Source organism: Mycobacterium sp. 663a-19 (genome assembly GCF_035616495.1).
Lineage (GTDB): Bacteria > Actinomycetota > Actinomycetes > Mycobacteriales > Mycobacteriaceae > Mycobacterium.
This window is the reverse complement of the sequence record NZ_JAPJAV010000010.1, coordinates 40334-65261: the sequence shown is the minus strand read 5'-3', so window position 1 is coordinate 65261 and position 24928 is coordinate 40334. Positions and strand designations below refer to the sequence as shown.

Below are 24928 nucleotides of genomic sequence, written 5' to 3'. Positions count from 1 at the left end.
TCACACTGAAAGCCCTGGGCTCACACTGAAAACCCTGAGCTCACACCTGGCCGGCCCCGGCATCGCGCTCGCGACGTGAGTCACTTGTTTCCCAATAGTGACTATTGTTTCAAAAATCACATTTGTATCGTTGGTAACATGGACGGCTGGCGTCGTCGGCTTAGGCCATGCCGGCGACCCAAGTATTGGGGGCAAAGGGTCTTTACTGCGTCCGGATAAAACGGGAGAAAAGTGGATAGCACTACGGAATTGATCGCGCTCGCGGACGCGGTTGTCAGGGGAGATAGCGTCGACCCCGGCCAATTGTGCAGGGCCGCCATCGCGGCGGCCGACAACCCGCCGGAGGACCGGGAGTTGGCCCGTTTCGCCGACCTATTGATCGACGCCTCGTTTGGCTGGGCTCGATTCAACGGGTCGCGGCTGAGATTGGCGACCGCCGTCCGTGCTTATACGCTCGCTGCGTCCCTCATGGTCGCCGACTGAAAATAGCGATTTGCGTTTTACCGCCAGCCGGCCGGCAGGTCGGTTATGTGATTGGGGCAGAAGTCCTGGGCGGCCTCGGACATGACAACCCGCGCCTTCTCGGCGGACATCTTGGCGCGCAGCAGCATGAAGGCGTATTCGGCTGGCGCGTAACCCAATTGGGGGCCGGTTGGGTCGTCCATCAGCTGGCACGCCTCCTTCTCCTGGTCGCTGTCGGCCGTGGCCACGCCCGGGCCGACGAGAAAGGCCGAGGCGGCCAGCCCGACGGCGGCGACTTTCGTAACGATCCTCAGCCGTGTCACCTTCTACTCAGGCGCCTCCCGCCGGTGCGCGCACGATATTGGGCGCACCCAGAGTACCGCCGCTAAAGTGCTCCAACGTTATTCCGCTTACCGGGCAATCGCGGTAGCATCAATCGTTGGTGTTGCACTCGTGTACAACGTGAAAGGCATTTGCGATGAACGCTAAGGGCAGCAAGCGGCGGATGGTCAAAGCTGGCGCGGCGGCGGTGACGCTTGTCGCGGTTTTGCTGGGATCGACGGGATGCACCCTAAGTGGTTGCAGCGGTGCGATACCCGGCACGGTGACCTGCGCGTAAATCGGTCACTGACAATCCACAACGACGCTGACTGCATGGCGTCGTAAATCAATACGTAGCGCGGAACCGGGTAACCGTTTTCGTCGACACGGTGTGGCGGCCTAATTGGGGTGGGTCGCGCAGTCGGACTCCTTCACCTCGTGCAATTTCGGGGTCGGGGCAGGCAACCCAAAACCGCCGACACGTGCGTCGTCGATTTACTGTTCGCACGCCGGTTGGGACAAGCCGTCGGTAGGCTGCGTCGTCAGCGACTACGCGATGCCGAGCGACCACGCGACGCCCAACGCGGGCGACAGGAGACCTATGCAGGAGCGGTGTTTAAAAGTCGACGTCAACGTCTCCTGGCATTTGGTCTGGCTACTCGCGCTCTTGGAAGGGATCACAGTTCCGCTGGTGCCTTTGTTTCTGCAAAGCGGACCCCACGCAAAACCAACCGCTCACGCTGCGACGGCCACCGCGAAGGTCGTCTCGTTTGGGCATAGATTGATGATCAATGGTGTATTTGGGTTAGCCATAGGGTTTATCGGGGCATCGATAGTTTGTCTACTGCTCAACCATATCGTCTTTCGCAGGCTGCAAGTTCGGCTCAATAATGCGCCGGTTCTGCGGGTGTCCCGCCCATTGGTTGCCGCGCTGTGGGGCGGCCTGCTGTTGGCGGTTATCTTCTGGATACAGCAATGCATCGGCCGCCTGTTGGTATTTCCCATGACGGTGAATTTGGTGCTGTTTGGATTTGTCTCTGCCGCGGGGAGCATCGTGGTCATCGGCTTCGTTTACCTGCTAACTGCAAGCATCGTGCCGTTCCTGGGAATCCAACTAACCACCACAGAACAACGATTGTTGTTGGCCAAGTTTCCAATTATGTCTTTTGCTGTTCTGGTAGGACTCTACGAGGGATTGGCCGCGCCGATTTTCCAACGATGGGACTTTGCGCCTCAACATAAGGTGTTGATCGCATTGCTGGTGGGGCTTTCCGGTGGCGCACTCAGCGCTTCGATAGTCGTGGGGTTAGCTCACATGCACGCGATCAAGAAGCACCTGTGGCTGAAATTTGCCGTCCTGGGCGAATAAACCAATCCTGGTGCGCGGTACTGGGATTGAACCAGCGACCTCTTCCGTGTCAGGGAAGCGCTCTCCCGCTGAGCTAACCGCGCCCGGTCAAAAGAATTGGAGGTGGAGACGGGAATCGAACCCGTGTGCACGGCTTTGCAGGCCGTTGCCTCACCACTCGGCCACTCCACCGCTGGGGTTGATGCCACTTGCACCTTCGAGCGGATGACGGGATTCGAACCCGCGACCCTCACCTTGGCAAGGTGATGCGCTACCAACTGCGCTACATCCGCGCGCAACGGACGAGATCGTCGCCCGGTGCGAAGCACGACGATAGTCCACGTAAGCGGGCCCACACAAATCTCTCGGCGCGCGCCGTGTCCAGGCTATCGCCCCGCCCCGGCACCGGCATCTAGCGGTTGGCGACGCCCCACGCGTGCTACCCTTCGACGTCGTTCGCCTCTCGGCGCCGGTCCCGTGGCTCAGTGGGAGAGCGTCCGCTTCACACGCGGAAGGTCGCTGGTTCGATCCCAGCCGGGACCACCACTATCACTGCAGGCAGTGACGTTTCAGCAGCCGGTGGCTGCTCGAAGTGTCCGACACACCTGGTGCACCCGCGCCGCAGGCAAACGAACGATCCGGCGTCGAAACGCCGTGCGCGGCAACGTATGAATGTTGTCGAAATTGACGACGCAATCGCTTGGCACGCCGTCGTCGGCGGCGGTCAGTGCCAACTCGGACACTAGCCCCCTGCGGGTGCGCGTCAACGCGGCTACGACTACCGCGCCGATCCGATCGGCAACCGGATCTCTGGTGAGAATGAGCACAGGCCGATCGCCGTCGGGCGTCGCGGCGAACCACAATTCACCGCGCCGCATCGGCCCAGTCAGCCCAGTCCTCGGCCGGCCCCCAATCGGCGATCTCGGCGAGCGCCTTCTCATCATCCGTCACGGGCTGCTCGACGTACGCGTGCACTTCATCGTCTGCCGTGAGCTCGGCCAGGTGGCGTCGTAGTGCCTCGCGAAGAAGCTCCGACCGGTCGACATGCAATCGATGGGCCCACTGCTCGATCGCGGCCGCGTCCTCGTCGTCGACGCGAAAGCTAACCATCGTCGTCATACAACTATTCTAGACTGTATGACGGGTACTGACGCTCTGAGGGTTCCCAGCCGGAGCCACTCACGTTCATGCAGGAGTTTCATCAGTTTTTCGGTGAGCCAATATCTCTCGCAGCGTTGGCAGCACTCGTTGATCCTTGGGACGGTTCGCTGCCTGCTTGGACCGGATCACATCACGAAGTGACGCGATCTCGACTGTGACATCGTAGATTTCGGCTGAGGTGGCGTCGCGGTGCAGATCCCGGTAGCCGTGTGTTCCCGCCGGCTGAAACGAGATGTCGAGGTCGCCGGCGTCAGTGACCAGGTTCCACGTTTCCGCCGCCAGCGCCTGCTCATCGCAAGCGAATGGCAGGCCCTCGGGGGCAGCTTCAGTCCGAACCCGCGCATTGAGCTCCCTGAGTGCGGCGCTCAGGCGAACGAGGTTGCGGCGGCCGGGCTCCGGGGTGATGTCGGCATCTTCGGTGGGAAATGGTGAGCCGTGGTAGACCGCGGCAAGCCCGCCGATCAGAACATAGGTCACGCGGTGCCGGTGCAACACCTCGAACAGGGTGGGCAGGTCGAGTTCCACATCAGCCCTGACTGTGTTGGCGCAATTCGCTGAGCTGGCGTGTCAGGCGGTCATGGCGCGCCAGGCGCTCCTGGCCCGACAACGACGCAAGACGGGCGGCCTGAGCGAGATCGCTGTCATCGCGCGGCACCAGGTGCAGTTCCAAGTCGAATCCGCAGAGCCGCACCAGGCGCATCACGTCATCGAGGCTCACCGCGGTGCCCCCTGATTCCCATCGGGCAATGGCCGGTTGGGCGGTGCCGGCGCGGGCGGCAAGTTCTGCCTGCGAGAGTCCCGCGCGCCGGCGGGCTTCGTGGATGAGATCCGCCCCATAGCCCGCCATGGCAAAAGTATAACAGAACTGTTATAGACATACCGCGGGCTTGCCGCCGCTGCTCTCGGGCGACAATGGGCGGGCGCGACGCACCAGACCCAAGGACGGTGGACGATGGCAGGCAACCAAGAGGGCATCGGCATCCTGAAACTCGAATGCCCGCAAATGCACGCCGTGGGCAGGGTTCTCAAGGAGGCCCCGCATCAGCAGATCGTCTACGACCCGGGAGCCCAGGTTGGGCCGCGGCGGTTCTGGCCGGACGAAGGCGACCAGCCTCAGTTCAAAGTGCACTGCCGGTTTTGCGACAAACCCGTGGGCGAGGCGACGACGACACTTCAGGACAAACTTCGCAACCTGATCGACAACGCTTCCGAGACCACCGAGGCGGCCACGCTGCCGTACCTATAGCCGGGCGAGCCCACCGCATACTGTAAGCGCTACAGTAGCGAGCCGACGGCGGGCGCGGCCAACGGCGCCGCCGCGAGAGGAGTCCCGTGACGCAGAACCCGCAGACCAGCCCGCGCCCGCCGGAAGGCGATTGGCTGGGCACCCCGTATCTTTCGTTCGATCGCCAGGGGCCGATCGCGGTGTGCACGATCGACCGCCCGGACGCCCGTAACGCCATGACGCCGGCGATGTACTTCGGAATCCGTTATGCCGTAGGACGTCTCAACGAGGACCCGGATCTGGCCGGCCTGCTGATCACCGGAACCGGGGACGTCTTCGCCCCGGGCGGCGACATGGGCGGCGGGGGTGGCGCCGACGACTGGATCACCTTCGGGTCGGCGCTGGGCATGGACGTCACGCCGTTCGACGCGGTCCGCACCTCGGCCAAGCCCATCGTGTCCGCGGTGAACGGGCTGTGCCAGGGCGGCGGCATGCAGATCGCGTTGTGCAGCGACCTGTCGGTGGTCAGCGAGCGGGCCACCTTCCGGGTGCCCGAGCTGTTCCGCGGCTACGCCGACACCTACTACAGCCAGATGCTCGCGCGTGTCATCGGGCCGGTGCGCACCCGCGACCTCATGTTCACCGGGCGGGTGCTCACCGCCGCCGAGGCCCTCGACTGGGGTCTGGTGACCAGGGTCGTGCCCCACGACGGCCTGCTCGCCGCGGCGAAGGATCTGCTGGCGCAGGCCTGCCGGACTGCGCCGCGCGCCCGCGGCGTCATCAAGTCCAGCATCGACAACTACCTCGGCCTCTACGACCGCATCGGCATGACCGCCAGCCTGTCCGACGCCGAGGCGAGGGAGGGCTTCCGCGCGTTCAAGGAGCGCCGCTCGCCCGATTGGGTGCATCCGGAACTGCGGGTCGAGGGACGGCTATAAAGGCACTCACACCTTCCGCGCGCGGCCTGCCCAATACGGTTCGCGCAGCTGGGTTTTGAGGATCTTCCCGCTCGGGTTGCGGGGCAGCTCCGGGACGAAGTCGACGGTTCGCGGGCATTTGTAGGCAGCCAGATGCCGGCGGCAGAACTCGATGATCTCGCCGGGGTCGACCTCGTCGGTGGCCACCAGGATCGCCTTCACGGATTCGCCCCAGTAGTCATCGGGCACACCGATGATCGCGGCGTCGGCGACGGCGGGATGCTCGATGAGCACGCTTTCCACCTCGGGGCCGTACACGTTCTCGCCGCCGGTGATGATCATGTCCTTCAGCCGGTCCTCGATGTAGACGTAGCCCTCGGCGTCGAGGCGGCCGATGTCGCCGGTGCGCACCCAGTCGTCGGCGGTGATCGTGTGGGCGGTGGCCTCCGGGCGGTTCAGGTAGCCGGTCATGTTCTGGTTGCTTCGCACCCAGATCTCGCCCGGCTCCCCGGCGGGCAGCGTGTCGCCCGTGTCGGGATCGACGACCCGAATCTCGGTGCCCAGCACCGCCTTTCCGGCCGACAGCTGCAAGCCGGGCCGGGCCGCGTCGCGGTGGTCGGCGTCGGTCAGGGCGGTGACCGCGCCGCACAGTTCGGTCTGCCCGTACACCTGCACGAAATTCGTGTCCGGCCACGTCGCGAGCGCCCGATGCAGCAACGGCAGCGGCATGGGCGCGGCCCCGTACACCAGGTGGCTCAGGCCCGACAGCGCCGCGCTCGCGGCCTCGCCGGCGTCCAGGAACCGGGCGATCACCGGGGGCACCAGGAACGCGTGCGTCGCGCCGGCGCGCATCGCCCCGATCAGGGCCGCCGCGTCGGGCTCGCGCGTCATGATGGTCGGCACCCCCGCCCTGATGCCGAAAAGCGCGTATCCGATTCCGCCGACGTGAAACAACGGCATCGCCACCAGGTTTGCGTCCCCGTCGCCGAACGGAAACGCCGGGGCGAGGTTCGCCGAGTGGTTGACCAGCGCGCGTTGGCTCAGCAGGACGCCCTTCGGCCGTCCCGTGGTGCCCGAGCTGTAGATCACCAACGCGGTCTCGTCGCCGGCGACGTCGGCGTCGGTCGGCGCGGGTGGCGCTGCGGCGAGCAGGGATTCGTACTCGTCGCCGTCGCCGCCCACCACCACGACGCGCTCCAGACCCGGGACCCGGGCGGCGGCCGGCTCGACGGCGGGCCACAGTTCGGCCCCGACGAACAGCAACCGGGCGCCGCAGTCGTCGAGGACGTGGACCAGTTCGTCCCCGATCACGCGCCAGTTGACGACCGTGGTCACCGCGCCGATGGACGCGGCGGCGAAGAGGACCTCCAGGCAGGCCGGGTGGTTCTTGTCCAGGAACGCCACGCCGTGGCCGCGCCGAACGCCGGCGTCGCGCAGCGCCCCGGCCGCGCGGCGAATCCGCGACGCCCAGTCGTCCCACGACCACCTCTGGTCCCCGTAGCGAATCGCGATGCCGTCGGGCCTGCGCTGCGCGTGTCGCTCGACGAATCCGGCGAGCGTCTCCGCGGTGTCGGTGGCGGTCTCCATAGCCCCCCACGCTACGGCGCGCCCGAGGGCGCCGGGCAATCAGAGCGCGATCAGAGCATGGAATCGATCATCGCCGCGCCGTCGCCGGCGGCCTGGGCCGTCGCGTTGCCGCCCTGCCTGAAGTCGACGAAGGCCGACTGCCCGTTCGAGGTGTTGAGCAGCTCGCTGAACGTGCCGATGACGGGGATGGCGCCCTGCTGCGTCAACACGTCGGCGGTGTAATCGGTGAAGGCCTCCTGCTGGAACTTCCCGCCCTGCAGCGCCTTGGTGCCGGGCGCGCCCAGGGTCTGCACGTTGCCCAGGATGGCCGATGCCGAGTTGGTGAACTGATCGATGTCGGACTGCAGCACCGCGGCGGCGTCCAGTCCCGGGGCCGGTTTGACCGTGACCCGCAGCTGCGCGCTGGTGTCGGCGTTGTTGAGCGCCACCCAATTCGGGCCCCGGTTTCCGAGCGTCCAGCCGGGCGCGGGGGTGATCCAGACGCCCTGGGCGATCGCGATCGCGTCGGCCGAGGTGAGCACGATCCGCGCCGTTGTGGGTGTGGCGGCGACGAGGATGGCCGCCGCGACGACGGCGGCGACGGGGATGGGCCGCCGCCGCTCGCCACGCTCTCGTAACCCGTTGTGCACCACAGTGATTGGTTCTCCGCATGCGTGGTCGGCGCCCTTGGTGGTGGGCGTTCGCTGACTCGAGCCTATGCGGTGTGTCAACATTGCTGCGGCACAACTTACGACGAAGGATCCGACATGGCGAGTAGTGACCGCACGTTCGTGGTGACCGGCGCGGCGTCGGGCATCGGCCTGGCCACCGCGAGGCGCCTGCTCGCCGAGGGCGGCACCGTCGTCGGCGCCGACCTGGCGCCCCCGCCGGACCTACCCGAGCTCAACCGTCCCGAGTTCAGGTTCGTGACGGCCGACGTGACCGACGAGGCCGCGATCGCCGCCGTGTTCGACGCGGTGCCCGACCGCCTGGACGGGGTCTTCCACGCCGCCGGCGTCGCCGGGGGCGGCCCCGTTCACCTGCTCGACCGCGCCGAGTGGGACCGGGTGATCGGAATCAACCTGACCGGCACGTTCCTGGTGGCCAAGGCCGCGCTGGCCCGGATGATCGGGCAGGAACGCGTCGACGGCGAGCGGGGGTCGATCGTGACCGTCGCCAGCATCGAGGGTTTGGAGGGCACGGCGGGCGGCAGCTCGTACAACGCGGCCAAGGGCGGCGTCGTGTTGCTCACCAAGAACATCGCGCTCGACTATGGGCCCAGCGGCATCCGGGCCAACGCGATCTGTCCCGGCTTCATCGAAACACCAATGGCCCAAAGCATTTTCGGCCTGCCGGGGATGGAGGGCCCGCTGGCCTCGATCACCGCGGAGCATGCCCTGCAACGCCTCGGCCGGCCGGAGGAGGTCGCGGCCATGGCGGCCTTCCTGCTGTCGCCCGACGCCTCCTTCGTGACCGGCCAGGCGATCGCCGTCGACGGCGGCTACACGGCGGGCCGCGATCACGGGGTCGTCAAACTCTTCGGTTTGCCCCAGTGAGCTTTTAGGATTCGGCAATGGGCGATCCGGTCTCTCCCGACGACGCGATCGAGGCGATCCGGGGCACCGGGGGAGCGCAGCCGGGCTGTCGGGCGTTGCACGCGAAGGGCACGCTGTACCGCGGCACCTTCACCGCGACCCCCGAGGCGGCGTTGCTTTCCCGCGCAAAGCATCTGGACGGCTCGACGGTCCCGGCCCTGATCCGCTTCTCCAACGGATCGGGAAACCCGGCGCAGCCGGACAACTCGCCCGGCGTGCGCGGGATGGCGGTGAAGTTCACCCTGCCCGACGGCTCCACCACCGACGTCTCGGCCCAGACCGCCCGGCTGTTCCTGTCGGCCACGCCGGACGGCTTCGTCGACCTGCTCAAGGCGATGCGGCCGGGCCCGGCCGCGCCGCTGCGCATGGCGCGCCACTTCCTCACCCACCCGCGGCTGCTCGGCGCGCTGCCGCTGCTGCGCGACGCCGGCCGGATCCCAGCGAGCTACGGCACCGTCGAATACCACGGGCTGCACGCCTTCCGCTGGACGGCCGCCGACGGCAGCACCAGATTCGTTCGCTACCACCTGGTCCCGACCGCCGGGGAGGAATACCTGGCGGCATCGGCCGCCCGCTGCAAGGGCCCCGACTTTCTCGCCGACGAGCTGAACGCCCGCCTCGCGGGCGGGCCGGTGCGGTTCGACTTCCGCGTCCAGGTCGCCGGACCCAGGGACTCGACGGTGGACCCCTCGGCGCCCTGGCAGAGCACCGAGACCGTCACCGTCGGCACCCTCGACATCACCGGCCCGGACACCGAGCGCGAGCGCGGCGACGACATCGTCGTGTTCGACCCGATGCGCGTCACCGACGGCATCGAGCCCTCCGAGGACCCGGTGCTGCGGTTCCGCACCCGCGCGTACTCGGCGTCGGTCAAGCTGCGCACCGGCGTGGATCGCGGACCCGCGGCGCCGCGCATCTGACGCCGACTAAGCTCCCCGGGAGTGCTGCCGTCCCACCTGCTGTTGATCGGCCTGGCCGGGTTTGCCGCCGGCGCGATCAACGCGCTCGTCGGGTCGGGCACGCTGATCACCTTCCCGACGCTGGTGGCCCTCGGCTATCCGCCGGTGACGTCGACCATGTCGAACGCGGTCGGCCTGGTGGCGGGAAGCGTGTCGGGCACCTGGGGCTATCGCGCCGAGCTGCGCGGCCAGTGGGATCGGCTGCGCTGGCAGATCCCGGCGTCGCTGGCCGGCGCGGGGCTCGGGGCCTTCCTGCTGCTGCATCTGCCCCCGCGGGTGTTCGCGCGGGTGGTGCCGGTGCTGCTGGTGCTGGCCCTGGTGATGGTGGTGCTCGGGCCGCGGATCCAGTCGTGGGCGCGCCGGCGCGCCGAGGAGGCGGGCCGCCCGCCCGAGCACATCACGCCGGCGCGCAAGGCCGTGCTGGTGCTCGCCACGTTCGGCATCGGTGTCTACGGCGGCTATTTCACCGCGGCGCAGGGCATCCTGCTGGTCGGCGTGATGGGCGCGCTGCTGCCGGAATCGGTGCAGCGCATGAACGCGGCCAAGAACCTGCTGACGCTGGTGGTGAATGTCGTTGCGGCGCTGAGCTATACGCTGGTGGCCTTCGACCGGATCAGCTGGACGGTGGCCGGGATCATCGCGGCGGGCTCGCTGGCGGGCGGGTGGCTGGGCGCGCGCTACGGGCGCCGCCTGTCACCAAATGCATTGCGCTCCACCATCGTCGTGGTGGGCCTCATCGGGCTGTACCGCCTGCTCACCGTGTGACCCGCGGCGTCAGCTCACCAGCGGCTGCCGTCCGCGAGCGCGGAGTCCGCGGTCGGGTAGATGGGCAGCAGGGCGCCGAGCCCGCACGCGTCCACGATCCGGGCGACGACGGGCTGGCGGCTGACCAGCCGCAGTTCGAAGCCGCGGCGATGGCACTGCTGCGCCTGCTCGGCCAGCACCGCGAACGCGCAGCAGCCCATGAAGTCCAGGCCGGTGACGTCGACGACGAGGTGCCCGGGCGGGGTCACCACGGCGCCGGCCTCGGTGACCAGGCGGCGCCAGGTGCGCTCGTTGCAGGCGTCGATCTCGCCGCCGGCGTTGATGAGCACCGCGGCGCCGAACCGATCGGTGGTGGCCCGCAGCGTGCTGTGCGGGTCGCCCAGCTCGTAGACGAGCCGCGCGCTGAGCATCAGGTGGGGGGACAGGGGTTCTGCGATGACCGGACTCATGGTGGACTCCTAATCGACCGGCGCCGCGGCGCTGGGATGGATGCCCGTCCTGCAGTCTGAAGACAGACTTTCGCGAAGTGCGAATCTCATTTGTATAACGAGACAGGGCTGTCTGTCTACTGGTCGCGGCCTATGAGTATCGTAAGTCGGGTCATGACAACACCCGATGTCGGGACACCCGCCGCGCCGGCCCGTGAACGCATCTTGAGTGCTGCATACGAGCTGTTCAGCAGGCGTGGGATCCGCGCGGTCGGCACCGAAGAGGTGATCGAGCGGGCCGGCGTCGCCAGGGCCACGCTCTACCGCCACTTCCCGACCAAGAACGACCTCGTGCTGGCCGTGCTGCAGCGCCGCGAAGAGCTCTGGACCCACGGCCTGATCGAGGCGCAGTCACGCGAGCGGGGCGCCACGCCCGAGGAACAGCTGCTGGCGATCTTCGACGTCATGCACGACTGGTTTCAGCTGCGCGACGGCTACGAGGGCTGCTCGTTCATCAACGTGCTGCTCGAGCTGGGCGCGGATCACCCGGCCGGCCGGGCCAGCGTCGCCCACATCGACAACGTCCGCGACATCGTCCGCCAGCGCGCCATCGCGGCGGGCCTGTCCGACATCGAGGACTTCGCGTGGTCCTGGCACATCTTGATGAAGGGCGCCATCATCCTCGCCGCCGTGGGTGATCCCGAGGCCGCCCGGCGCGCCCAGAAGATGGCGCGCACCCTCATCGAGGAGCACCGGCCGGCGCTGGACACCGGTGAGGCGGTCGGCTAGTCCGCGGAGGGTTCACGCGGCGTCGGCGGCGGTCTCTCGTGCCTTGCGCTCGTGCTCGGCCTCGAGTTCGGCGATCGCGCGGGATGTGCGCTCGCGCAACAGGATTGCCGCGGCGAGGCCGACGACGACGGCGACGACGAGCGCGATCCAGGAGAACCGCTCCAGCCATCGTTCGGCGGCCATCCCGGCGAAGTAGACCAGCGCGGTGGTGCCGCCGGCCCAGCAGATGGCGCCGGACACGTTGGCCGCCAGGAAGCGCTGATAGTGCATCTTCAGCGCGCCGGCCAGCGGCCCGGCGAATATCCGCAGCAGCGCGATGAAACGACCGAAGAACACCGCCCGAACGCCCCAGCGGTTGAACAGCTTTTCGGCCAGCGCGACGTGCCCGGGGCCGAAGTGTTTCGGGAAACGCCGGCCGAGCTTGTCGAACAGCGGCAGGCCGAACCGGCGCCCGATGCTGTAGCCGATCGAGTCGCCGACGACGGCGCCGATGACGGCGGCGGCGCCGACGCCGACCGGGTTGACGGCCAGGTCGTGCTGCGAGGACATCAGGGCCGCGCTGACCAGGACGATCTCGCCGGGCAGGGGAACGCCCAGGCTCTCGATCCCGACCACGCCGCCGACGACGAGGTAGACCGCGAGCGGCGGGACCGCGTGCAGCAAGGCCTGAACGTCCATTGGTCAAGGATGCCCGACGACAGGCCGATGCGCGCAGTAATGCGCTGTAGCGTGGCCCTGGCACGCGCCGCACCGACCGGCCGGCGGCAGGAGACCCCGTGGAATTCAATCTCGCCCAGGTGTTCTCGGCGGTGGCCGAGGCCAACCCCGACCGGGACTGCATCGTGTTCGGGGACCGGCGCTTCACCTTCGCCCAGACCCACGAGCGTGCCCGCCGGTTCGCCCGCGCGCTGCATTCGTGGGGGCTGGGCGTGCGCCGGGAACGCGCCGAGCTGGCGGCCCACGAATCCGGCCAGAGCCACCTGGGCCTGTACATGGCCAACTGCAACGAGTTCCTCGAGGCCATGCTCGGCGCCTACCTGGCGCGGGTCGCGCCGTTCAACGTCAACTACCGCTACGTCGCCGACGAGCTGGTGTACCTGCTCGACAACGCCTCCGCCGACGCCGTCATGTACCACGCGCGGTTCGCCCCGACGCTGGCCGCGGTGCTGGGCACGGGCCGGCTGGCGCCGATGCGGCTGATCCACGTCGACGACGGGTCCGGAAACGCCCCACTCCCCGGGGCGGTGCGCTACGAGGAGCTGCTGGCGTCGACGCCCGACGAGCCGCTCGACATCGCGGTGTCGCCCGACGACCTGTACGTGCTCTACACCGGCGGCACCACCGGGATGCCCAAGGCGGTGCTGTGGCGCCAGCACGACATCTACATGAACGCCATGGGCGGCCGGACCTACGGCACCGGCGAAATGGTGACCAGCCTGGACGAGATCGTCGAGCGGTCTCGTCCCGACGGGCCGGGATCGATGACGGCCGCACCGCTCATGCACGGCGCGGCGCAGTGGGCGGCGTTCATCAACCTGTGCGCCGGACGGCCGTTCGTGATGGCGCCGACGACCACCCACTTCGACCCGGCCGAGGTGTGGGCGCTGGCCAGCCGGGAACGCGTCGTGTCGTTGTCGATCGTCGGCGACGCGTTCGGGCGGCCGCTGGTCGACGAACTCGAGTCCGGCGACTACGACCTGTCCGGGCTGCTGGTGCTGGTCACCGGCGGCGCGGCGCTGAGCGCGCCGCTCAAGCAGCGATTCGTCGAGCTGCTGCCGAACCTGACCATCCTGGACGCGGGCGGGTCGTCGGAGTCCGGCTCCCAGATGGGGCAGGTCTCCAGCCGCGCGCAGGGCGTGACCGGGCGGTTCGCGCCGAACCCGGGCGCCGTGGTGGTCAGCGAGGATCTCACCCGGATCCTGTCGCCGGGCGACGACGAAATCGGTTGGCTGGCCCAGCAGGGCCTGATACCGCTGGGCTACCTGGGTGATCCGGACAAGACGGCGCGCACCTTCCCGGTCATCGAAGGCATTCGGCACTCGGTGCCGGGCGATCGGGCGCGCTGGCACGCCGACGGCCAGATCGAGCTGCTGGGCCGGGATTCGGTGACCATCAACTCCGGTGGCGAGAAGATCTTCGCCGAGGAGGTCGAGGCCGCGATCGCGGAGCACCCCGACGTCTACGACGTCGTGGTGACGGGCCGCCCCAGCGCGCGGTGGGGAAGCGAGGTGGTCGCGATCGTGCAGCTGGCCGACGGGTCGCCGCCCGACGCCGACGGCATCCTCGCCGAGGCCGGCCGCCACATCGCCCGCTACAAGCTGCCGAAGGAGATCGTGTTCTGCGACCGGGTGCAGCGCTCGCCGTCCGGCAAGGCCGACCACCGGTGGGCCAAAGCCCAAGTGTCGCAGGGTGGTGCGACGCGGCACCGGCTACCGTGAATCCATGCAGAAGAAGGGTCGGCCGGACCCCGGGGACGCCGGATCGGACGCCGACGCGGGCGCCGGATCGGGCGCCGATTCGCTTGCGCCGCAATATCCGATCGAATCCGTCGACAACGCGCTGAAGCTGCTGCTGCTGCTGGGCGAGCAGCCGCAGATCCGGCTGAGCGAGGCCACCCGCTACCTGGGTGTGGCGTCGTCGACCGCGCACCGGCTGCTGGCGATGCTGGCCTATCGGGGGTTCGTCCGCCAGGACCCGGTGTCCAAGGCGTATCTGCCCGGCCCGTCGCTGACCGGGGTGGCGTTCGCGATCTTCGGCCGCATCGACATTCAGCGATCCGCCACGCCGATCATGCGCGCCCTCAGCGAGCAACTGCGGGAAACGATTCATGTCGGCATGCTCGACGGCGCGGGCGTCCGTTTCGTCGCCGCGGTCGAGGGCCCGGCCGCCGTGCGGGTGGCGTCCCGGCTGGGCCGCACCCTGCCGGCCCACTGCACCTCGACGGGCAAGGTGATGCTGGCCCAGCTGCCCGAGCCGGAATTGCGTCAACTGCTGCCCGACGAGCGGTTGCAGCGCATCACCTCTCGCTCGATCGGCAGCCGCACCGAGCTGGAGGCGGAGCTGTCGCGCATCCGCGAACGGGGATATGCGGTCAACCGCGAGGAGAGCGAGGAGGGCGTCGCTTCGGTGGCGGTCCCCATACCGACGCGGGCGCCCGGGCTGCGCATCGCGCTCAACGCCGCCGCCCCGCAGAATCGCCTCGGCACCGCGCGCTACGCCTCGGTGGCCGCCGCACTTACCAAGGCGGCCAAGGAAATCGGCGATCAGCTGGGCTGAGCGCCCGAACCGCCGCCGCTCCAGTTCACCCACGCTGGAACGCTTAGCTCGCCGCGGCCGCGGCCTCGGCACATCCGCCGGGTGTCGGAAAGCGGATACGAACTTGTGACTTGGCCGCTACGCCTCGTCGCCCAGGCGGGCCACCTCGTGGCGCCAGGCCGCCTCGGCGGTGAACGCCGGCCCCAGGTCCGGCAGGTCGTCCCAATCGGAGTCGGCGATGCCGGTCAGGGTGCCGCCTGCCGAGCGCACCCGCAACGCCATCCGCGCCAGCGCGTCCAGGCTGATCGCCTGCAGCACCGCCTGCGGCACCGTCGCTGCGGCGCTGGTGATCCCGTGGCCGCGGCAGATCACCACCGGCCGCCCGCGCATGGCCGCGACCATCTCCTTGCCCAGCGCCGAGTTCCGGATCAGCACCGCGCGCTCGTAGACCGGCACGCCGCCGCGCGCCAGCCGGGCGCCGGGAATGTCGTAGGCCCCGTAGATCGGCCTCAGGGTGATGCCGGCCAGGTCGGCGGCGACGACGGCCGGCGGGTGCAGATGCGCGACGGCCCGGTGCCGCGGATCGGCGCGCATGGTCTCGACGTGGATCGGCAGCTCGTTGGGAACGCGGTAACCGTCGAGTTCGCCTGCGGCGCCGGGGGTTCCGTCGAGGGTGATCAGCCGAATGTCGGTCGGCCGGGTGAACGCCACCCCGGCGTCGGTGTCGCTGCGGCAGCGGATCAGCAGGCGCTCGTCGTCGACCCGCAGGCCGAGATGACCGAGGATGCCGTCGACCAGGCCGCGGGCCGCGGCCACCCGGCAGCCCTGGGCCACCAGCGCGCGTTGCTCGTCGAGGCTTGTCATCGCGGCGCGCCCAGCCCGAATCCGCCGTCGGGACGGATGGTTTCGCCGGTGATCCCGCGGGACCGGTCGGAGGCCAGGAACACGTAGCTCCAGGCGTGGTCGCGGCCGTCCAGCGCGACGTGCAGCGGATTGCGCGCGGCCACATCGCCGGCCCGGTCGGGGGTGTCGTCGAGGCGCACGCCGTCCAGGCCCAGGCTGGCCAGGCCGCGCAGGTCGGTGCCCAGCGTGCCGCCCGGCGCCACGCCGTTGACGCGGATCTCGGGCGCCAGCTCGTGCGCCAATGCCGTCACCAGGCCGCGGACGGCGAACTTCGACGACACGTACAGCACGCCGCCGCGCCCGGGGTAGAACGACGACGCGGATTCGGTCAGCACGATCGAGGACCCGTTTCCGGCCCGCAACGCCGGAACCGCCGCCTTGACCGACTGCAGATGGCTCAGCACGTTGGTGCGGAACATCTCGTCGAACGCCCCCGCGAGGCCGTCGGCGTCGAGATCGGTTATCCCCCTGTAGAAGTCGAAGACCCCGACGCAGTTGACCAGGACGTCGAGCCCGCCGAGGCCGTCCACGGCGGCGGTGACGGCCTGCTGGTTGGCCTCGCCGGTGACGGCGTCGCCCTCGACCACCGGCACCCCGGGCAACTCCCGCCGCAACTTCTCGCACTTGCCGGAATCACGTTCCAGCACAGCGACTTTCGCGCCCTCGGCGTCGAACGCGTCGACCACGGCCCGGCCTATCCCCGAACCGGCGCCGACGACCAATGCGCGCTTGCCTTCAAGCCAGCCCGTCATCGTCCTCCTCGGCCTCGTCGGGCAGCAGTGGGGCGTTGGGGTTGCCGACCATCGCCGCGAGCGTGCGGGGGTTCTGCCACGTCAGCGCCTCCACCTCCAGCGCGTCCAGGCTGATCGACCGCCCGGTGCGGGGCGCGCTGATCAGCAGCCGCGACCCGTTGCGGGTGTCGACGCGCTGGACGACCACCTCGGTGAATTCGTTTGCGACGGTGATGGGCTCGCCATTCACAGGAACACCGCCAGGTTTTGCATCCGCAGCACCGACTCGTCGGCAATGATGGTGCGCCGGGCCAGTTTCAGTGTCTTTTCGGGTCCGTCGCACCACCGCAAGACGTCCTGGCGCCCGCAGGACACCAGCGCGCTCTCGTTGACGTCCCCGCGGCTGCGGAACAGCAGTTCGGCCGACTCCACGAGCAGATGCTTGTCGTCCTCGCCCTCGAAGCTACGCACGTTGGTGATGAAGTGCCGCAGCCGCGACGGCGGATCCTCGGTCCAGGCGTGCTCGGTGGCAAAGCGCGCGACCCGCTGGGTCAGGGAGTACTTGTCCTCGTCGAAATGCGCCATCTCTGGTTGCGTGTCGAATCCGGCGCCGCGCGCGGTGGTCACGCGGACCGGCATGACGTAGCGGACGTCGTCGGTCAGCGTGTCCAGCCACGCCTCGTAGCTCTGGGCGTCCAACAGGTAGGCCTCGTCCACCAGGAATTGGTGGGCCCGCAGGTGCCGAACGTCATCAAAGGGCAGTGAAGACAGAGCCGTTGTCATGAGAGGTAGTCCGCCCACAGGTTCAGCAGCGCGCGCTGGTTGTGCTCGTTGTAGCCGACCTGCGCGCGGCCCGGCCCGTGGAACGACTCGGCGGTCAGCGGCTCGACGACCGGGCGGTCGTCGGGCAGCAGGCCCATGCGGCTGTTCAGCAGCAGCCGCCGCGCCATCGAACCGCCGGCGGTGGTGGTCAGCGACACCCAGTTCTCCACGTCGTCCTGTTCGAACATGCCGGTCGAGCCGAAGCACATCAAATATGCCTTGTACGAGTCTTGTTTGTACTGCGGGGGAGCGGCGGAGTCCACCGCGAACCACGAGCAGACCTCGGTCTCGTTGGCGCTGATCGGCTGCCAGAGCCGGATCGAGATGAAGGGCAGGACTTCTGTTTTCCGGTCGCCGTTGCGGATCTTGGGCCAGTTGTGCACGAAGCTCAGGTTCGGAAAGCAGGTGGCCGCCGAGATCATGAACCCGTCGTCGCCGACCACCCGCTGCTGGCGCGGCGTCCAGACCTCCTTGATCCGGCCGATCATCTCGTCGGGGTAGCCGACGTAGCGCATCCGCTCCTCGAAGCCGCCGGGCGGCAGCTTGTAGGTGGTGCCGCCGCCGCGGTGCGCCCAGTAGGTGGCGCCGTCCTTGCGCTTCTGGGCCTTCGGCTCGCGGAACAGGCCGAGCTCGACGATCGACGCGTGGGTGTGCGGCGTGTGGTACATGTCGCCGGCGAAGTTCTCGGCGCCGATCTTCCAGTTGGCCCTGATCCGCCACCGTTGCGGCCCGCGCAGCTCGACGCCGCCGGCGCTCTGCTTGGTGTAGTAGTCCAGGTAGAACTTGAAGTCGCCGAGGAAGTCCTCGAGCGGCTCGGCGTTCGGGTCCATGCTGACGAACAGCAGGCCGTTGTAGCTCGCGAAATTCGGTGCGGGCAAAAGGGTTTGGTTCTTGGCGAACCCGTCGTCGCCCCCGTAGGCCTCCCGGTGGAAGGGCAGGCCGGTGAGCCGGCCGTCGTTGCGGTAGGTCCAGCCGTGATACGGGCAGCGGAAGTTGGAGGCGTTGCCCATCTCGGCGCGACAGACCTGCATTCCGCGATGCAGGCACATGTTGAAAAGGGCGCGCACCTTGCCATCCGATCCGCGGGCGATGATGAAGGAGTCGTCGAGGACCCGGCGCACCACGTAGTCGCCCTCCTGCGGGATCTCCGACTCGTGCGCCACGAACGTCCATGCCCGGCTGAACAGCCGCTCGCGCTCCAGCGCGAACAACTCCCCGTCGTTGTAGATGTGGGCGGGGATCATCCCCCGGCGGACGTTCTCCAGAACTCCGGCCAAATCGCTGCGCTGAACTGCCATCGCTCACTCTGCTCTACAGAAATAACTTCCGCTAAGTAGAATCCCGCAGCCCGGCCCGCCGGTCAAACCGCGGCCCCCAGCCGATTCACAGGCGCCCCACAATTGACGATCCGCCGGGTGCCGCTACGGTGGTTCCGGCACCAAATCGCCGTGTTTGCGTCTTTATCGCACGCATAGATCTGTATCTGAGGAAGGACGGGTGGTCATGGCTGGTCGGTCGCGGGATGGCCGATTGCGGAACGTCGGACCGCGGGTGTTGTCCGCCATCGGGCGTCAGGCGTGGCTGGATCGGCCGAGCTATCGGCTGGAGCACCTGCTCAGCTTCGCCTACAACGGGCTCGGCCGGGCCCGCAACACGGTCACCAACGCGCTGCACGGCGTGTGGCTCGGGCACCCGGTTCATCCGCCGCTGGCGTCGCTGACGAGCGGGGCGCTCGGCACCACGGTGGCGCTGGACGCGCTCAGCCTGCTGCCGGGCCAGCCGGCCACCGAGGTCCTGGACGCGGCGCGGTTCGCCTCGCGGGCGCTCGGGGTCGGAATCCTGGCGGGCATCGGCTCGGCCGTCACCGGCGCCACCGACTGGCAGCACACCCACGAGGAGGACCGCCGGGTGGGGCTGGTGCACGGCGCGGTGAACCTGGTGGCCACCGCGCTGTACGCGCAGTCCTGGTGGGACCGCCGCCGCGGGCGTCACGGCCGCGGGATCGTGCTGACCGCGCTGGGCTACGGCCTCACGCTCGGCGGCAGCTACCTGGGCGGCGCCCTGGTGTTCGACTCCGGCATCGGCATCGACCAGTCGGGACAGCGGCTGCGCACCACCGAGTGGACGCCCGTGTTGCCGGCGAGCTCGCTGAACGGCAGGCCGGTGCGGGTCGAGGTCGACGGGGTGGGGCTGGTGGTCTGCCAGACCAGGCCCGGTGAGGTGTCGGCGTTCGGCGAGTTCTGCCCGCACCTGGCGGCCCCGATGGCCGACGGCTGGGTCGATCGCGGGCGAGTTGTGTGTCCCTGGCACGGCTCGTGGTTCGAGGCCGAGTCGGGGGAGGTGTTGCGCGGCCCGGCCGCGGCGCCGCTGCCGTGCTACGAGGCCCGGTTGGTCGACGGAATGGTCGAGGTACGTGCCGAGGAGGTAGGCAAGTGAACGCATACGACGTGTTGAAGGACCACCACGTGGTGATCAAGGGGCTCGGTCGCAAGATCAGCGAGGCCCCGCCGAACAGCGAAGAGCGGCATGCCCTTTTCGACGAGCTGCTGATCGAACTCGACATCCACTTCCGCATCGAGGACGACCTGTACTACCCGGCGCTGGGCGCGGCCAGCAAGCTGATCGCGATCGCCCACGCCGAGCACCGGCAGGTGATCGACCAGCTTTCGGTGCTGCTGAAGACCCCGCAGACCGCGCCGGGCTACGAGGACGAGTGGAACTCCTTCAAGACCGTGCTGGAGGCGCACGCCGACGAGGAGGAGCGCGACATGATCCCCGCCCCGCCGGAGGTCAAGATCACCGACGCCGAGCTCGAGGAGTTGGGCGACAAGATGGCCGCCCGGATCGACCAATACCGCGGCTCGGCGCTGCACAAGCTGCGCACGAGGGGGCGCGCCGCGCTGGTGCGCGCTCTGTAGCTGAGGGCCGAACCGCGGGTAGCCTCACGGCTCATGAACGCCGAGCGCGCCGCGTCGCAGGCCGACATCACGGCCGAGATCGCCCGCATCGCGCGCGCGGGCGGGGGACGCGGCTGCCAGCCGCGCCTGGACTACCCGCCCTACCGCAGCAGCGCGCTGCGCCACCCGAAACAGCCTCCGCTGGTTGTCGATCCCGACGAGGTCGAACGGTGGGCGCCGTGCTTCGGCGACCAAGACGTCGACCCCCACGACGCGGACCTGACGGCCGGCCATCCCGGCGAGCCGATCGGCGAGCGCGTCATCGTGGCCGGGCGGGTCCTCGACGACACCGGCGCGCCGGTGGCCGGGCAGCTGATCGAGATCTGGCAGGCCAACGCCGCCGGCCGCTACCGGCACCGGCTCGACCAGCACCCCGCGCCGCTCGACCCGAACTTCACCGGCTGCGGCCGCTGCCTGACCGGGCCCGACGGGTCATACCGCTTCCTGACCGTCAAGCCCGGGCCGTATCCGTGGCGCAATCACCACAACGCGTGGCGCCCGGCGCACATCCACTTCTCGGTCTTCGGCACCGCGTTCACCCAGCGTCTGGTCACCCAGATGTACTTCCCGGGCGACCCGATGTTCGACCTGGACCCGATCTTCCACTCGATCCTGGACCCCGCCGCGCGCCGGCGGTTGATCGCCGCCTACGACCACGACCTCACCCAGCCGGAGTTCGCGACCGGATACCGGTGGGACATCGTGGTCTGCGGGAGCCGCCGAACCTGGACCGAAGACCGTGCCTGAATCCAGGGCTGAATTGGCTTGCACCCCAGGGCAAACCGTGGGCCCCTTCTTCGGCATGGCGTTGCCGTACCCCGGTGGCAGCGAGCTGGTGGACGCCGCGGATCCGCACGCGGTGCGGTTGCACGGCACGGTGTACGACGGCGCGGGCGCCGGGGTCCCGGACGCGCTGGTCGAGCTCTGGCAGCCCGACGGCGCGGGGCGCGTCCCGCGAGAGGCGGGCTCGCTGCGTCGGGAGGTGAACCGGTTCACCGGATGGGGGCGCGCCGCGACCGACGACGCCGGGCGCTACGCGTTCACCACGCTGCCCCCCGGGCCGAGCGGCGCGCGGCCGCCGTTCTTCGCCCTCGTCGTGTTCGCCCGGGGGTTGCTGCACCGGTTGTTCACCCGCGCCTACCTGCCCGGCGCGGACCTGCGTGCCGATCCGCTGTTGAGCGCGCTCGATGCCGGCCGGCGCGCCACCCTGCTGTGTGCGACCGAAAGCGATTGCGGCCGAACAAGTTACCGCTTCGACATCCACCTGCAGGGCCCGAGCGAGACGGTGTTCCTGGCGTACCGGGACGGGGGGCCATGACGAACCTGCTGTGGCCCGGCGACCACCGGGCCGGCGAGCACATGACGGACGAGGCGCTGCTGCGCTCGATGGTGGCGATGGAGTCCGCCTGGCTGGGCGCGCTGGCCGCGTCCGGCCTGGCGCCCGCCGGGTGCGCCGACGCGGACCTGTCGCGGCTGGTCGGCGCCGACGACCGCGAGGCGCTCGCCCTTACGGCCGAGGACGGCGGCAACCCGGTCGTCGGGCTGGTCGAGCTGCTGCGCCGGCGCTCCGCCCCGACCGTCGCGCCGTGGATCCACCGCGGGCTCACCAGCCAGGACGTGCTGGACACCGCCCTGATGCTGGGCGTGCGCACCGCCGCGGACACCGTCACGGCGCAACTGGCGCAACAGGTTTCGGCGCTGTCCGAACTGGCCCGGGCGCACCGCGATACCCCGATGGTGGCCCGCACCCTCACCCAGCCCGCCGCCCCCACCACGTTCGGCGCCAAGGCGGCCGGCTGGCTGAACGGCGTGCTCGACGCGTGCGAGCGGCTGGGCGCGCTGGCCACCCCGATCCAGCTCGGCGGCGCCGTCGGGACGCGGTCCGCTGCAATCGAATTGGCGACGCTCACCGGCGCGACCGATCCGGTGGCCGTCTCGGATCGGCTGGTGCTGGACACGGCGACCGCGTTGGGCCTCGACGCGCGGCCGCCCTGGCACACGACGCGCACGCCGGTCACCGCGGCCGCCGACGCGCTGGTCGGCTGCACCGACTGCTGGGGCCGCATCGCCTCGGACGTGGTCACCCTCGGCCGTCCGGAGGTCGGCGAGCTCAGCGAGCCGGCCACCGGCAGGCGCGGCGGGTCCTCGTCGATGCCGCACAAGCGAAATCCGGTGCTGTCCATCCTGATCCGGCGGGCCGCCATCGCGGCGCCGCCATCGGCCGCGACCCTGCACACCGCCGCCGCGCTGGCCGACGACGAACGCCCGGACGGCTCGTGGCACGCCGAGTGGGACACGCTGCGGACGCTGGCGCGCCGGACGGTCGTCGCGGGCTCCCAGTGCGCCGAGCTGCTGGCGGGCCTGCAGGTGCATCCCGCGCGGATGGCCGAAAACCTCGGGGCGGCAGATGTTCTCGGCGAACAGCGCGCGATCGCCGAACTGGTGGGAAAGCCGGCGTCGCCGACCTACCTCGGCGCCGTCGGCCGGCTGATCGACGAGGCCGTGGCGCGCGCCGAGCGCGTGCTCGATCGCCGCTAGGCGCTCAGGGCAGCTCGACCTTGCTGGCCAGCCACCGGCCGTCCACCTTCTCCATGGTCATCTTGACCCGGCTGCGGTCCAGCTGTGGCACGGGTGCGGCCGCGTTGCTCACCGACTGATCGATGAAAAGCACAACCTCGACCCTGGCCGTCGTCGCGGACTTGACCGCGGCGTCGACGACGGTGCCGTGCGCGGCCGCCTTGTTGGTGATGAGCGCCTGCCGGAGTTGGGCGCTGGATTTGGTGTACATGTCCTTGAATTCACCCGTCGAGCCGTCGAGGACCGCGGCGAAGTTCTTGTCGACCGCGCCGGCGTCGACGCTTGTCAGCGCAAGGGTGTACCTCGTGGCCGCCTCGAGCGCTTGGGCGGCGGCGACTTCCGTTTGGTGGTGCCGAAACAGCAGCCATCCCTCGAAGCCCGCACCGGCCAGCACGGCGGCCAGTACGGCGGCGCCGACCCAGCGGACCAGCTTGCGGCGCCGGGCGGTGTCGGTGAGCATCAGTCGCACGCCCCTGAGTTCCGCAGCGAGTCGGCCCAGCCGGCCGCCGCGACGATATTTGCGTGGGTCACCCCCGACGGCTCCTTCCTCTTGATGCTCTCGCCGATACGGGACAGCTGAAACGTCAGCTTGGTGATGGCCTCACCGCCGTATATCGGCGAATACGGACCGAAGTTGTCCGGCTTGTTGGTGATGGTCAACGGCTTCGTCCGCGGCGCCAAAAAGGCCGTCGACTGGTCGATGTTGGCGACCACGGCATCGGCATGGCGCTGCAGACCGTTGGCCGAGTAGTCGTCGTGTTGATCTCCGAGGGCGCGGTCGAACTCCTGGATCTGGCCCATCAGGGCGTCGAACCGAGCCTTGAACCACTGACACGCGTCCGACATGCCGCGGGTCATCTCCGGTGTCACCTGATACGTGAACGTGTTGTACGGCCAAATCTGGTAGTTGGGCGACCAGTCCGTCGGCGTCGGGGTGAACGTCGGCAGCGGCGGGGGAGGCTGACCCGAATCGGCGTCGGAGTGACCGGACAGCGCCACCGCGATGGCGAGCACCGGCCCGGCGCAGGCCAAGCCGGCGCCCGCCCGCATCGCCCCCGCGACACCCATTTGCGTCCTTCCCCGGAGCCGGATGCCGGCATGGCGGTCACGACACGGAGAACGCCCTCCATGGTCGTGAAACTGCTATTAACATCACGGCGCTCCGGAAGGGATATTGCCGCGAATGAAACGACACGTCAAGGGATCAACTCGATCCATTTATTGGATTGGTCTTCCCACATGGCCCGAATCATGATTAACATAAGCCGCCGTGGGGAGCAGTGTCGGCGATCGCCCGGGGGGACGGCCCGCGGACACGGCGCGCGGTGCGGCGGTTATCCAGAACTGGAGCGCGGGCTACGTCGCCCGGCACCCCGTCGCCTCGCTGAACACGCTCGGTGAGCAGTACGTCCTGGCAATACGCACCATCCAGTACTGCGTCCTGGACCTGCTCACCGGGCGCTTCCAGTGGGCGGAGTTCGTGCGGCAGGGCGCATTCATGGCGGGGACGGCTGTTCTCCCAACCGTATTGGTGGCCCTACCCATCGGGGTCACGCTTTCCATCCAATTCGCGCTGCTGGCCAACCAGGTCGGTGCCACATCGCTGGCCGGGGCCGCGAGTGGGCTTGCCGTCATCCGTCAAGCCGCCTCGCTGGTGGCCGCGGTGCTGATGGCGTCGGCCGTCGGGTCCGCCATCACCGCCGACCTCGGCTCCCGCACCATGCGCGAGGAGACGGACGCCATGGAGGTGATGGGCGTTTCGGTGATCCGCCGCCTGGTCGTCCCGCGCTTCGCCGCCGCCGTGATGATCGGGGTTGGGCTGACCGGGATCACTTGTTTCGTCGGCTTTTTGGCCAGCTACCTCTTCAACGTCTATTTCCAGCGGGGGGCACCGGGCAGTTTCGTGGCGACGTTCTCGTCGTTCGCCACCACCGAGGACATGATCGTGGCGTTGCTGAAGGCCGTCGTGTACGGCGCGATCGTCGCGGTAATCGCCTGCCAGAAAGGCCTTTTCACCAAAGGCGGCCCGGCCGGGGTGGCCAACTCGGTGAATGCGGCGGTGGTGGAATCGATTTTGGTGCTGATGGTCGTCAACGTCGGGATCAGCCAGCTGTACAACATGCTGTTCCCCAGGACGGGGTTGTGAC

General features: G+C 68.9%; 32 protein-coding genes and 4 tRNA genes. 17 read left to right on the top strand and 19 right to left on the bottom strand.

Features of this window, described 5'->3' with window-relative positions; genetic code table 11:
- Positions 1-249 precede the first annotated feature (249 nt).
- Entirely contained in the window at positions 250-483 is a 234-nt protein-coding gene (locus tag OQ968_RS18190; protein ID WP_324680373.1) for a hypothetical protein, read from the top strand.
- A 17-nt stretch (positions 484-500) separates the two neighbouring features.
- Here OQ968_RS18190 and OQ968_RS18185 read toward each other — a convergent pair whose 3' ends face one another.
- Positions 501-776, bottom strand: coding sequence for a hypothetical protein (locus tag OQ968_RS18185; RefSeq protein ID WP_420715954.1), 276 nt, complete (start codon positions 774-776; stop codon positions 501-503).
- 410 nt (positions 777-1186) lie between these two features.
- Here OQ968_RS18185 and OQ968_RS18180 point away from each other — a divergent pair, with 410 nt between their 5' ends.
- Complete coding sequence (locus OQ968_RS18180; RefSeq protein WP_324680371.1) at positions 1187-2152, top strand: hypothetical protein; 966 nt, start codon at positions 1187-1189, stop codon at positions 2150-2152.
- An 8-nt stretch (positions 2153-2160) separates the two neighbouring features.
- On the opposite strand, the gene OQ968_RS18175 is transcribed toward OQ968_RS18180, so the two are convergent.
- The 3 genes from OQ968_RS18175 to OQ968_RS18165 form a co-directional block, all read right to left on the bottom strand.
- Positions 2161-2235, bottom strand: a tRNA-Val gene (locus OQ968_RS18175).
- A 14-nt stretch (positions 2236-2249) separates the two neighbouring features.
- Positions 2250-2323: transfer RNA gene (locus OQ968_RS18170), tRNA-Cys, on the bottom strand.
- A 28-nt stretch (positions 2324-2351) separates the two neighbouring features.
- Positions 2352-2424, bottom strand: a tRNA-Gly gene (locus tag OQ968_RS18165).
- A gap of 178 nt (positions 2425-2602) precedes the next feature.
- Here OQ968_RS18165 and OQ968_RS18160 point away from each other — a divergent pair.
- A tRNA-Val gene (locus OQ968_RS18160) sits at positions 2603-2677 on the top strand.
- A gap of 23 nt (positions 2678-2700) precedes the next feature.
- On the opposite strand, the gene OQ968_RS18155 is transcribed toward OQ968_RS18160, so the two are convergent.
- From OQ968_RS18155 to OQ968_RS18140, 4 genes are all read right to left on the bottom strand, one after another.
- Entirely contained in the window at positions 2701-3009 is a 309-nt protein-coding gene (locus OQ968_RS18155; RefSeq protein WP_324680369.1) for a type II toxin-antitoxin system PemK/MazF family toxin, read from the bottom strand.
- A complete protein-coding gene (locus OQ968_RS18150) occupies positions 2996-3241 on the bottom strand; it encodes a ribbon-helix-helix protein, CopG family (protein ID WP_324680652.1) in 246 nt (81 codons plus the stop codon). The genes OQ968_RS18155 and OQ968_RS18150 overlap by 14 nt, the downstream gene beginning before the upstream one ends.
- Before the next feature lie 75 nt (positions 3242-3316).
- Positions 3317-3817 carry a hypothetical protein gene (locus OQ968_RS18145; RefSeq protein WP_324680366.1) on the bottom strand — a complete coding sequence of 167 codons (501 nt, stop codon included), beginning with the start codon at positions 3815-3817 and terminating at the stop codon, positions 3317-3319.
- A gap of 1 nt (position 3818) precedes the next feature.
- A complete protein-coding gene (locus OQ968_RS18140; protein WP_324680364.1) occupies positions 3819-4139 on the bottom strand; it encodes a helix-turn-helix transcriptional regulator in 321 nt (106 codons plus the stop codon).
- A gap of 105 nt (positions 4140-4244) precedes the next feature.
- On the opposite strand from OQ968_RS18140, the gene OQ968_RS18135 reads away from it, so the two are divergent.
- Positions 4245-4538: a hypothetical protein gene (locus OQ968_RS18135; RefSeq protein ID WP_324680362.1), complete on the top strand. Its 294-nt coding sequence runs from the start codon at positions 4245-4247 to the stop codon at positions 4536-4538.
- Between the two features lie 86 nt (positions 4539-4624).
- Entirely contained in the window at positions 4625-5455 is an 831-nt protein-coding gene (locus OQ968_RS18130; protein WP_324680360.1) for an enoyl-CoA hydratase/isomerase family protein, read from the top strand.
- A 6-nt stretch (positions 5456-5461) separates the two neighbouring features.
- Here OQ968_RS18130 and OQ968_RS18125 read toward each other — a convergent pair whose 3' ends face one another.
- Entirely contained in the window at positions 5462-7021 is a 1560-nt protein-coding gene (locus tag OQ968_RS18125) for a long-chain-fatty-acid--CoA ligase (protein ID WP_324680358.1), read from the bottom strand.
- 50 nt (positions 7022-7071) lie between these two features.
- Positions 7072-7578, bottom strand: coding sequence for a hypothetical protein (locus tag OQ968_RS18120; protein WP_420715953.1), 507 nt, complete (start codon positions 7576-7578; stop codon positions 7072-7074).
- 189 nt (positions 7579-7767) lie between these two features.
- On the opposite strand from OQ968_RS18120, the gene OQ968_RS18115 reads away from it, so the two are divergent.
- From OQ968_RS18115 to OQ968_RS18105, 3 genes are read left to right on the top strand one after another with little or no spacing between them, the layout of a single operon-like run.
- Entirely contained in the window at positions 7768-8556 is a 789-nt protein-coding gene (locus OQ968_RS18115) for an SDR family oxidoreductase (protein WP_324680356.1), read from the top strand.
- A 17-nt stretch (positions 8557-8573) separates the two neighbouring features.
- The gene (locus tag OQ968_RS18110) at positions 8574-9515 is read left to right on the top strand and encodes a catalase family peroxidase (RefSeq protein WP_324680354.1); all 942 of its coding nucleotides are present in this window, start codon (positions 8574-8576) and stop codon (positions 9513-9515) included.
- Between the two features lie 36 nt (positions 9516-9551).
- Positions 9552-10319, top strand: coding sequence for a sulfite exporter TauE/SafE family protein (locus OQ968_RS18105; protein ID WP_420715952.1), 768 nt, complete (start codon positions 9552-9554; stop codon positions 10317-10319).
- A 14-nt stretch (positions 10320-10333) separates the two neighbouring features.
- Here the strand turns inward: OQ968_RS18105 and OQ968_RS18100 are convergent, their stop codons facing one another.
- Positions 10334-10768, bottom strand: coding sequence for an anti-sigma factor antagonist (locus tag OQ968_RS18100; protein ID WP_324680350.1), 435 nt, complete (start codon positions 10766-10768; stop codon positions 10334-10336).
- A gap of 153 nt (positions 10769-10921) precedes the next feature.
- Between OQ968_RS18100 and OQ968_RS18095 the strand changes: the two genes are divergently transcribed.
- A complete protein-coding gene (locus OQ968_RS18095; protein ID WP_324680348.1) occupies positions 10922-11536 on the top strand; it encodes a TetR/AcrR family transcriptional regulator in 615 nt (204 codons plus the stop codon).
- Positions 11537-11548: 12 nt separating this feature from the next.
- Here OQ968_RS18095 and OQ968_RS18090 read toward each other — a convergent pair whose 3' ends face one another.
- A complete protein-coding gene (locus tag OQ968_RS18090) occupies positions 11549-12214 on the bottom strand; it encodes a DedA family protein (protein ID WP_324680346.1) in 666 nt (221 codons plus the stop codon).
- Positions 12215-12312: 98 nt separating this feature from the next.
- Between OQ968_RS18090 and OQ968_RS18085 the strand changes: the two genes are divergently transcribed.
- Together OQ968_RS18085 and OQ968_RS18080 are read left to right on the top strand one after the other, a co-directional pair.
- Positions 12313-13974: an acyl-CoA synthetase gene (locus OQ968_RS18085; RefSeq protein ID WP_324680344.1), complete on the top strand. Its 1662-nt coding sequence runs from the start codon at positions 12313-12315 to the stop codon at positions 13972-13974.
- Positions 13975-13978: 4 nt separating this feature from the next.
- A complete protein-coding gene (locus OQ968_RS18080; protein ID WP_324680342.1) occupies positions 13979-14812 on the top strand; it encodes an IclR family transcriptional regulator in 834 nt (277 codons plus the stop codon).
- A gap of 117 nt (positions 14813-14929) precedes the next feature.
- Here OQ968_RS18080 and OQ968_RS18075 read toward each other — a convergent pair whose 3' ends face one another.
- The 5 genes from OQ968_RS18075 to OQ968_RS18055 are packed head-to-tail and all read right to left on the bottom strand — an operon-like array spanning position 14930 to position 18545.
- The gene (locus tag OQ968_RS18075; RefSeq protein WP_324680340.1) at positions 14930-15655 is read right to left on the bottom strand and encodes a class II aldolase/adducin family protein; all 726 of its coding nucleotides are present in this window, start codon (positions 15653-15655) and stop codon (positions 14930-14932) included.
- Positions 15652-16446 carry a 3-(cis-5,6-dihydroxycyclohexa-1,3-dien-1-yl)propanoate dehydrogenase gene (gene hcaB, locus OQ968_RS18070; protein ID WP_324680338.1) on the bottom strand — a complete coding sequence of 265 codons (795 nt, stop codon included), beginning with the start codon at positions 16444-16446 and terminating at the stop codon, positions 15652-15654. The genes OQ968_RS18075 and hcaB overlap by 4 nt, the downstream gene beginning before the upstream one ends.
- Positions 16430-16675: a dihydrodiol dehydrogenase gene (locus OQ968_RS18065; protein WP_324680336.1), complete on the bottom strand. Its 246-nt coding sequence runs from the start codon at positions 16673-16675 to the stop codon at positions 16430-16432. The genes hcaB and OQ968_RS18065 overlap by 17 nt, the downstream gene beginning before the upstream one ends.
- Positions 16672-17208, bottom strand: a complete 537-nt coding sequence (locus OQ968_RS18060; RefSeq protein ID WP_324680334.1) for a 3-phenylpropionate/cinnamic acid dioxygenase subunit beta — start codon at positions 17206-17208, stop codon at positions 16672-16674. Before OQ968_RS18060 ends, OQ968_RS18065 begins: the two co-directional genes overlap by 4 nt.
- Positions 17205-18545: an aromatic ring-hydroxylating dioxygenase subunit alpha gene (locus OQ968_RS18055; protein WP_324680332.1), complete on the bottom strand. Its 1341-nt coding sequence runs from the start codon at positions 18543-18545 to the stop codon at positions 17205-17207. Before OQ968_RS18055 ends, OQ968_RS18060 begins: the two co-directional genes overlap by 4 nt.
- 205 nt (positions 18546-18750) lie before the next feature.
- Between OQ968_RS18055 and OQ968_RS18050 the strand changes: the two genes are divergently transcribed.
- From OQ968_RS18050 to OQ968_RS18030, 5 genes are read left to right on the top strand one after another with little or no spacing between them, the layout of a single operon-like run.
- Positions 18751-19683 carry a Rieske 2Fe-2S domain-containing protein gene (locus OQ968_RS18050; RefSeq protein WP_324680330.1) on the top strand — a complete coding sequence of 311 codons (933 nt, stop codon included), beginning with the start codon at positions 18751-18753 and terminating at the stop codon, positions 19681-19683.
- Positions 19680-20165 carry a hemerythrin domain-containing protein gene (locus OQ968_RS18045; RefSeq protein WP_324680328.1) on the top strand — a complete coding sequence of 162 codons (486 nt, stop codon included), beginning with the start codon at positions 19680-19682 and terminating at the stop codon, positions 20163-20165. Before OQ968_RS18050 ends, OQ968_RS18045 begins: the two co-directional genes overlap by 4 nt.
- Positions 20166-20198: 33 nt before the next feature.
- A complete protein-coding gene (pcaH, locus tag OQ968_RS18040; RefSeq protein WP_324680326.1) occupies positions 20199-20951 on the top strand; it encodes a protocatechuate 3,4-dioxygenase subunit beta in 753 nt (250 codons plus the stop codon).
- Positions 20952-20964: 13 nt separating this feature from the next.
- Positions 20965-21522: a protocatechuate 3,4-dioxygenase subunit alpha gene (gene pcaG / locus OQ968_RS18035; protein WP_324680648.1), complete on the top strand. Its 558-nt coding sequence runs from the start codon at positions 20965-20967 to the stop codon at positions 21520-21522.
- Positions 21519-22742, top strand: a complete 1224-nt coding sequence (locus OQ968_RS18030) for a lyase family protein (RefSeq protein WP_324680324.1) — start codon at positions 21519-21521, stop codon at positions 22740-22742. Before pcaG ends, OQ968_RS18030 begins: the two co-directional genes overlap by 4 nt.
- 4 nt (positions 22743-22746) lie before the next feature.
- Here OQ968_RS18030 and OQ968_RS18025 read toward each other — a convergent pair whose 3' ends face one another.
- Together OQ968_RS18025 and OQ968_RS18020 are read right to left on the bottom strand one after the other, a co-directional pair.
- A complete protein-coding gene (locus tag OQ968_RS18025; protein WP_324680322.1) occupies positions 22747-23241 on the bottom strand; it encodes an Mce protein in 495 nt (164 codons plus the stop codon).
- Complete coding sequence (locus OQ968_RS18020; RefSeq protein ID WP_324680320.1) at positions 23241-23849, bottom strand: hypothetical protein; 609 nt, start codon at positions 23847-23849, stop codon at positions 23241-23243. The genes OQ968_RS18025 and OQ968_RS18020 overlap by 1 nt, the downstream gene beginning before the upstream one ends.
- A 202-nt stretch (positions 23850-24051) precedes the next feature.
- On the opposite strand from OQ968_RS18020, the gene OQ968_RS18015 reads away from it, so the two are divergent.
- On the top strand, positions 24052-24927 hold the full coding sequence (locus tag OQ968_RS18015; RefSeq protein ID WP_420715945.1) for an MlaE family ABC transporter permease: 876 nt from the start codon (positions 24052-24054) through the stop codon (positions 24925-24927).
- Position 24928: the final 1 nt, after the last annotated feature.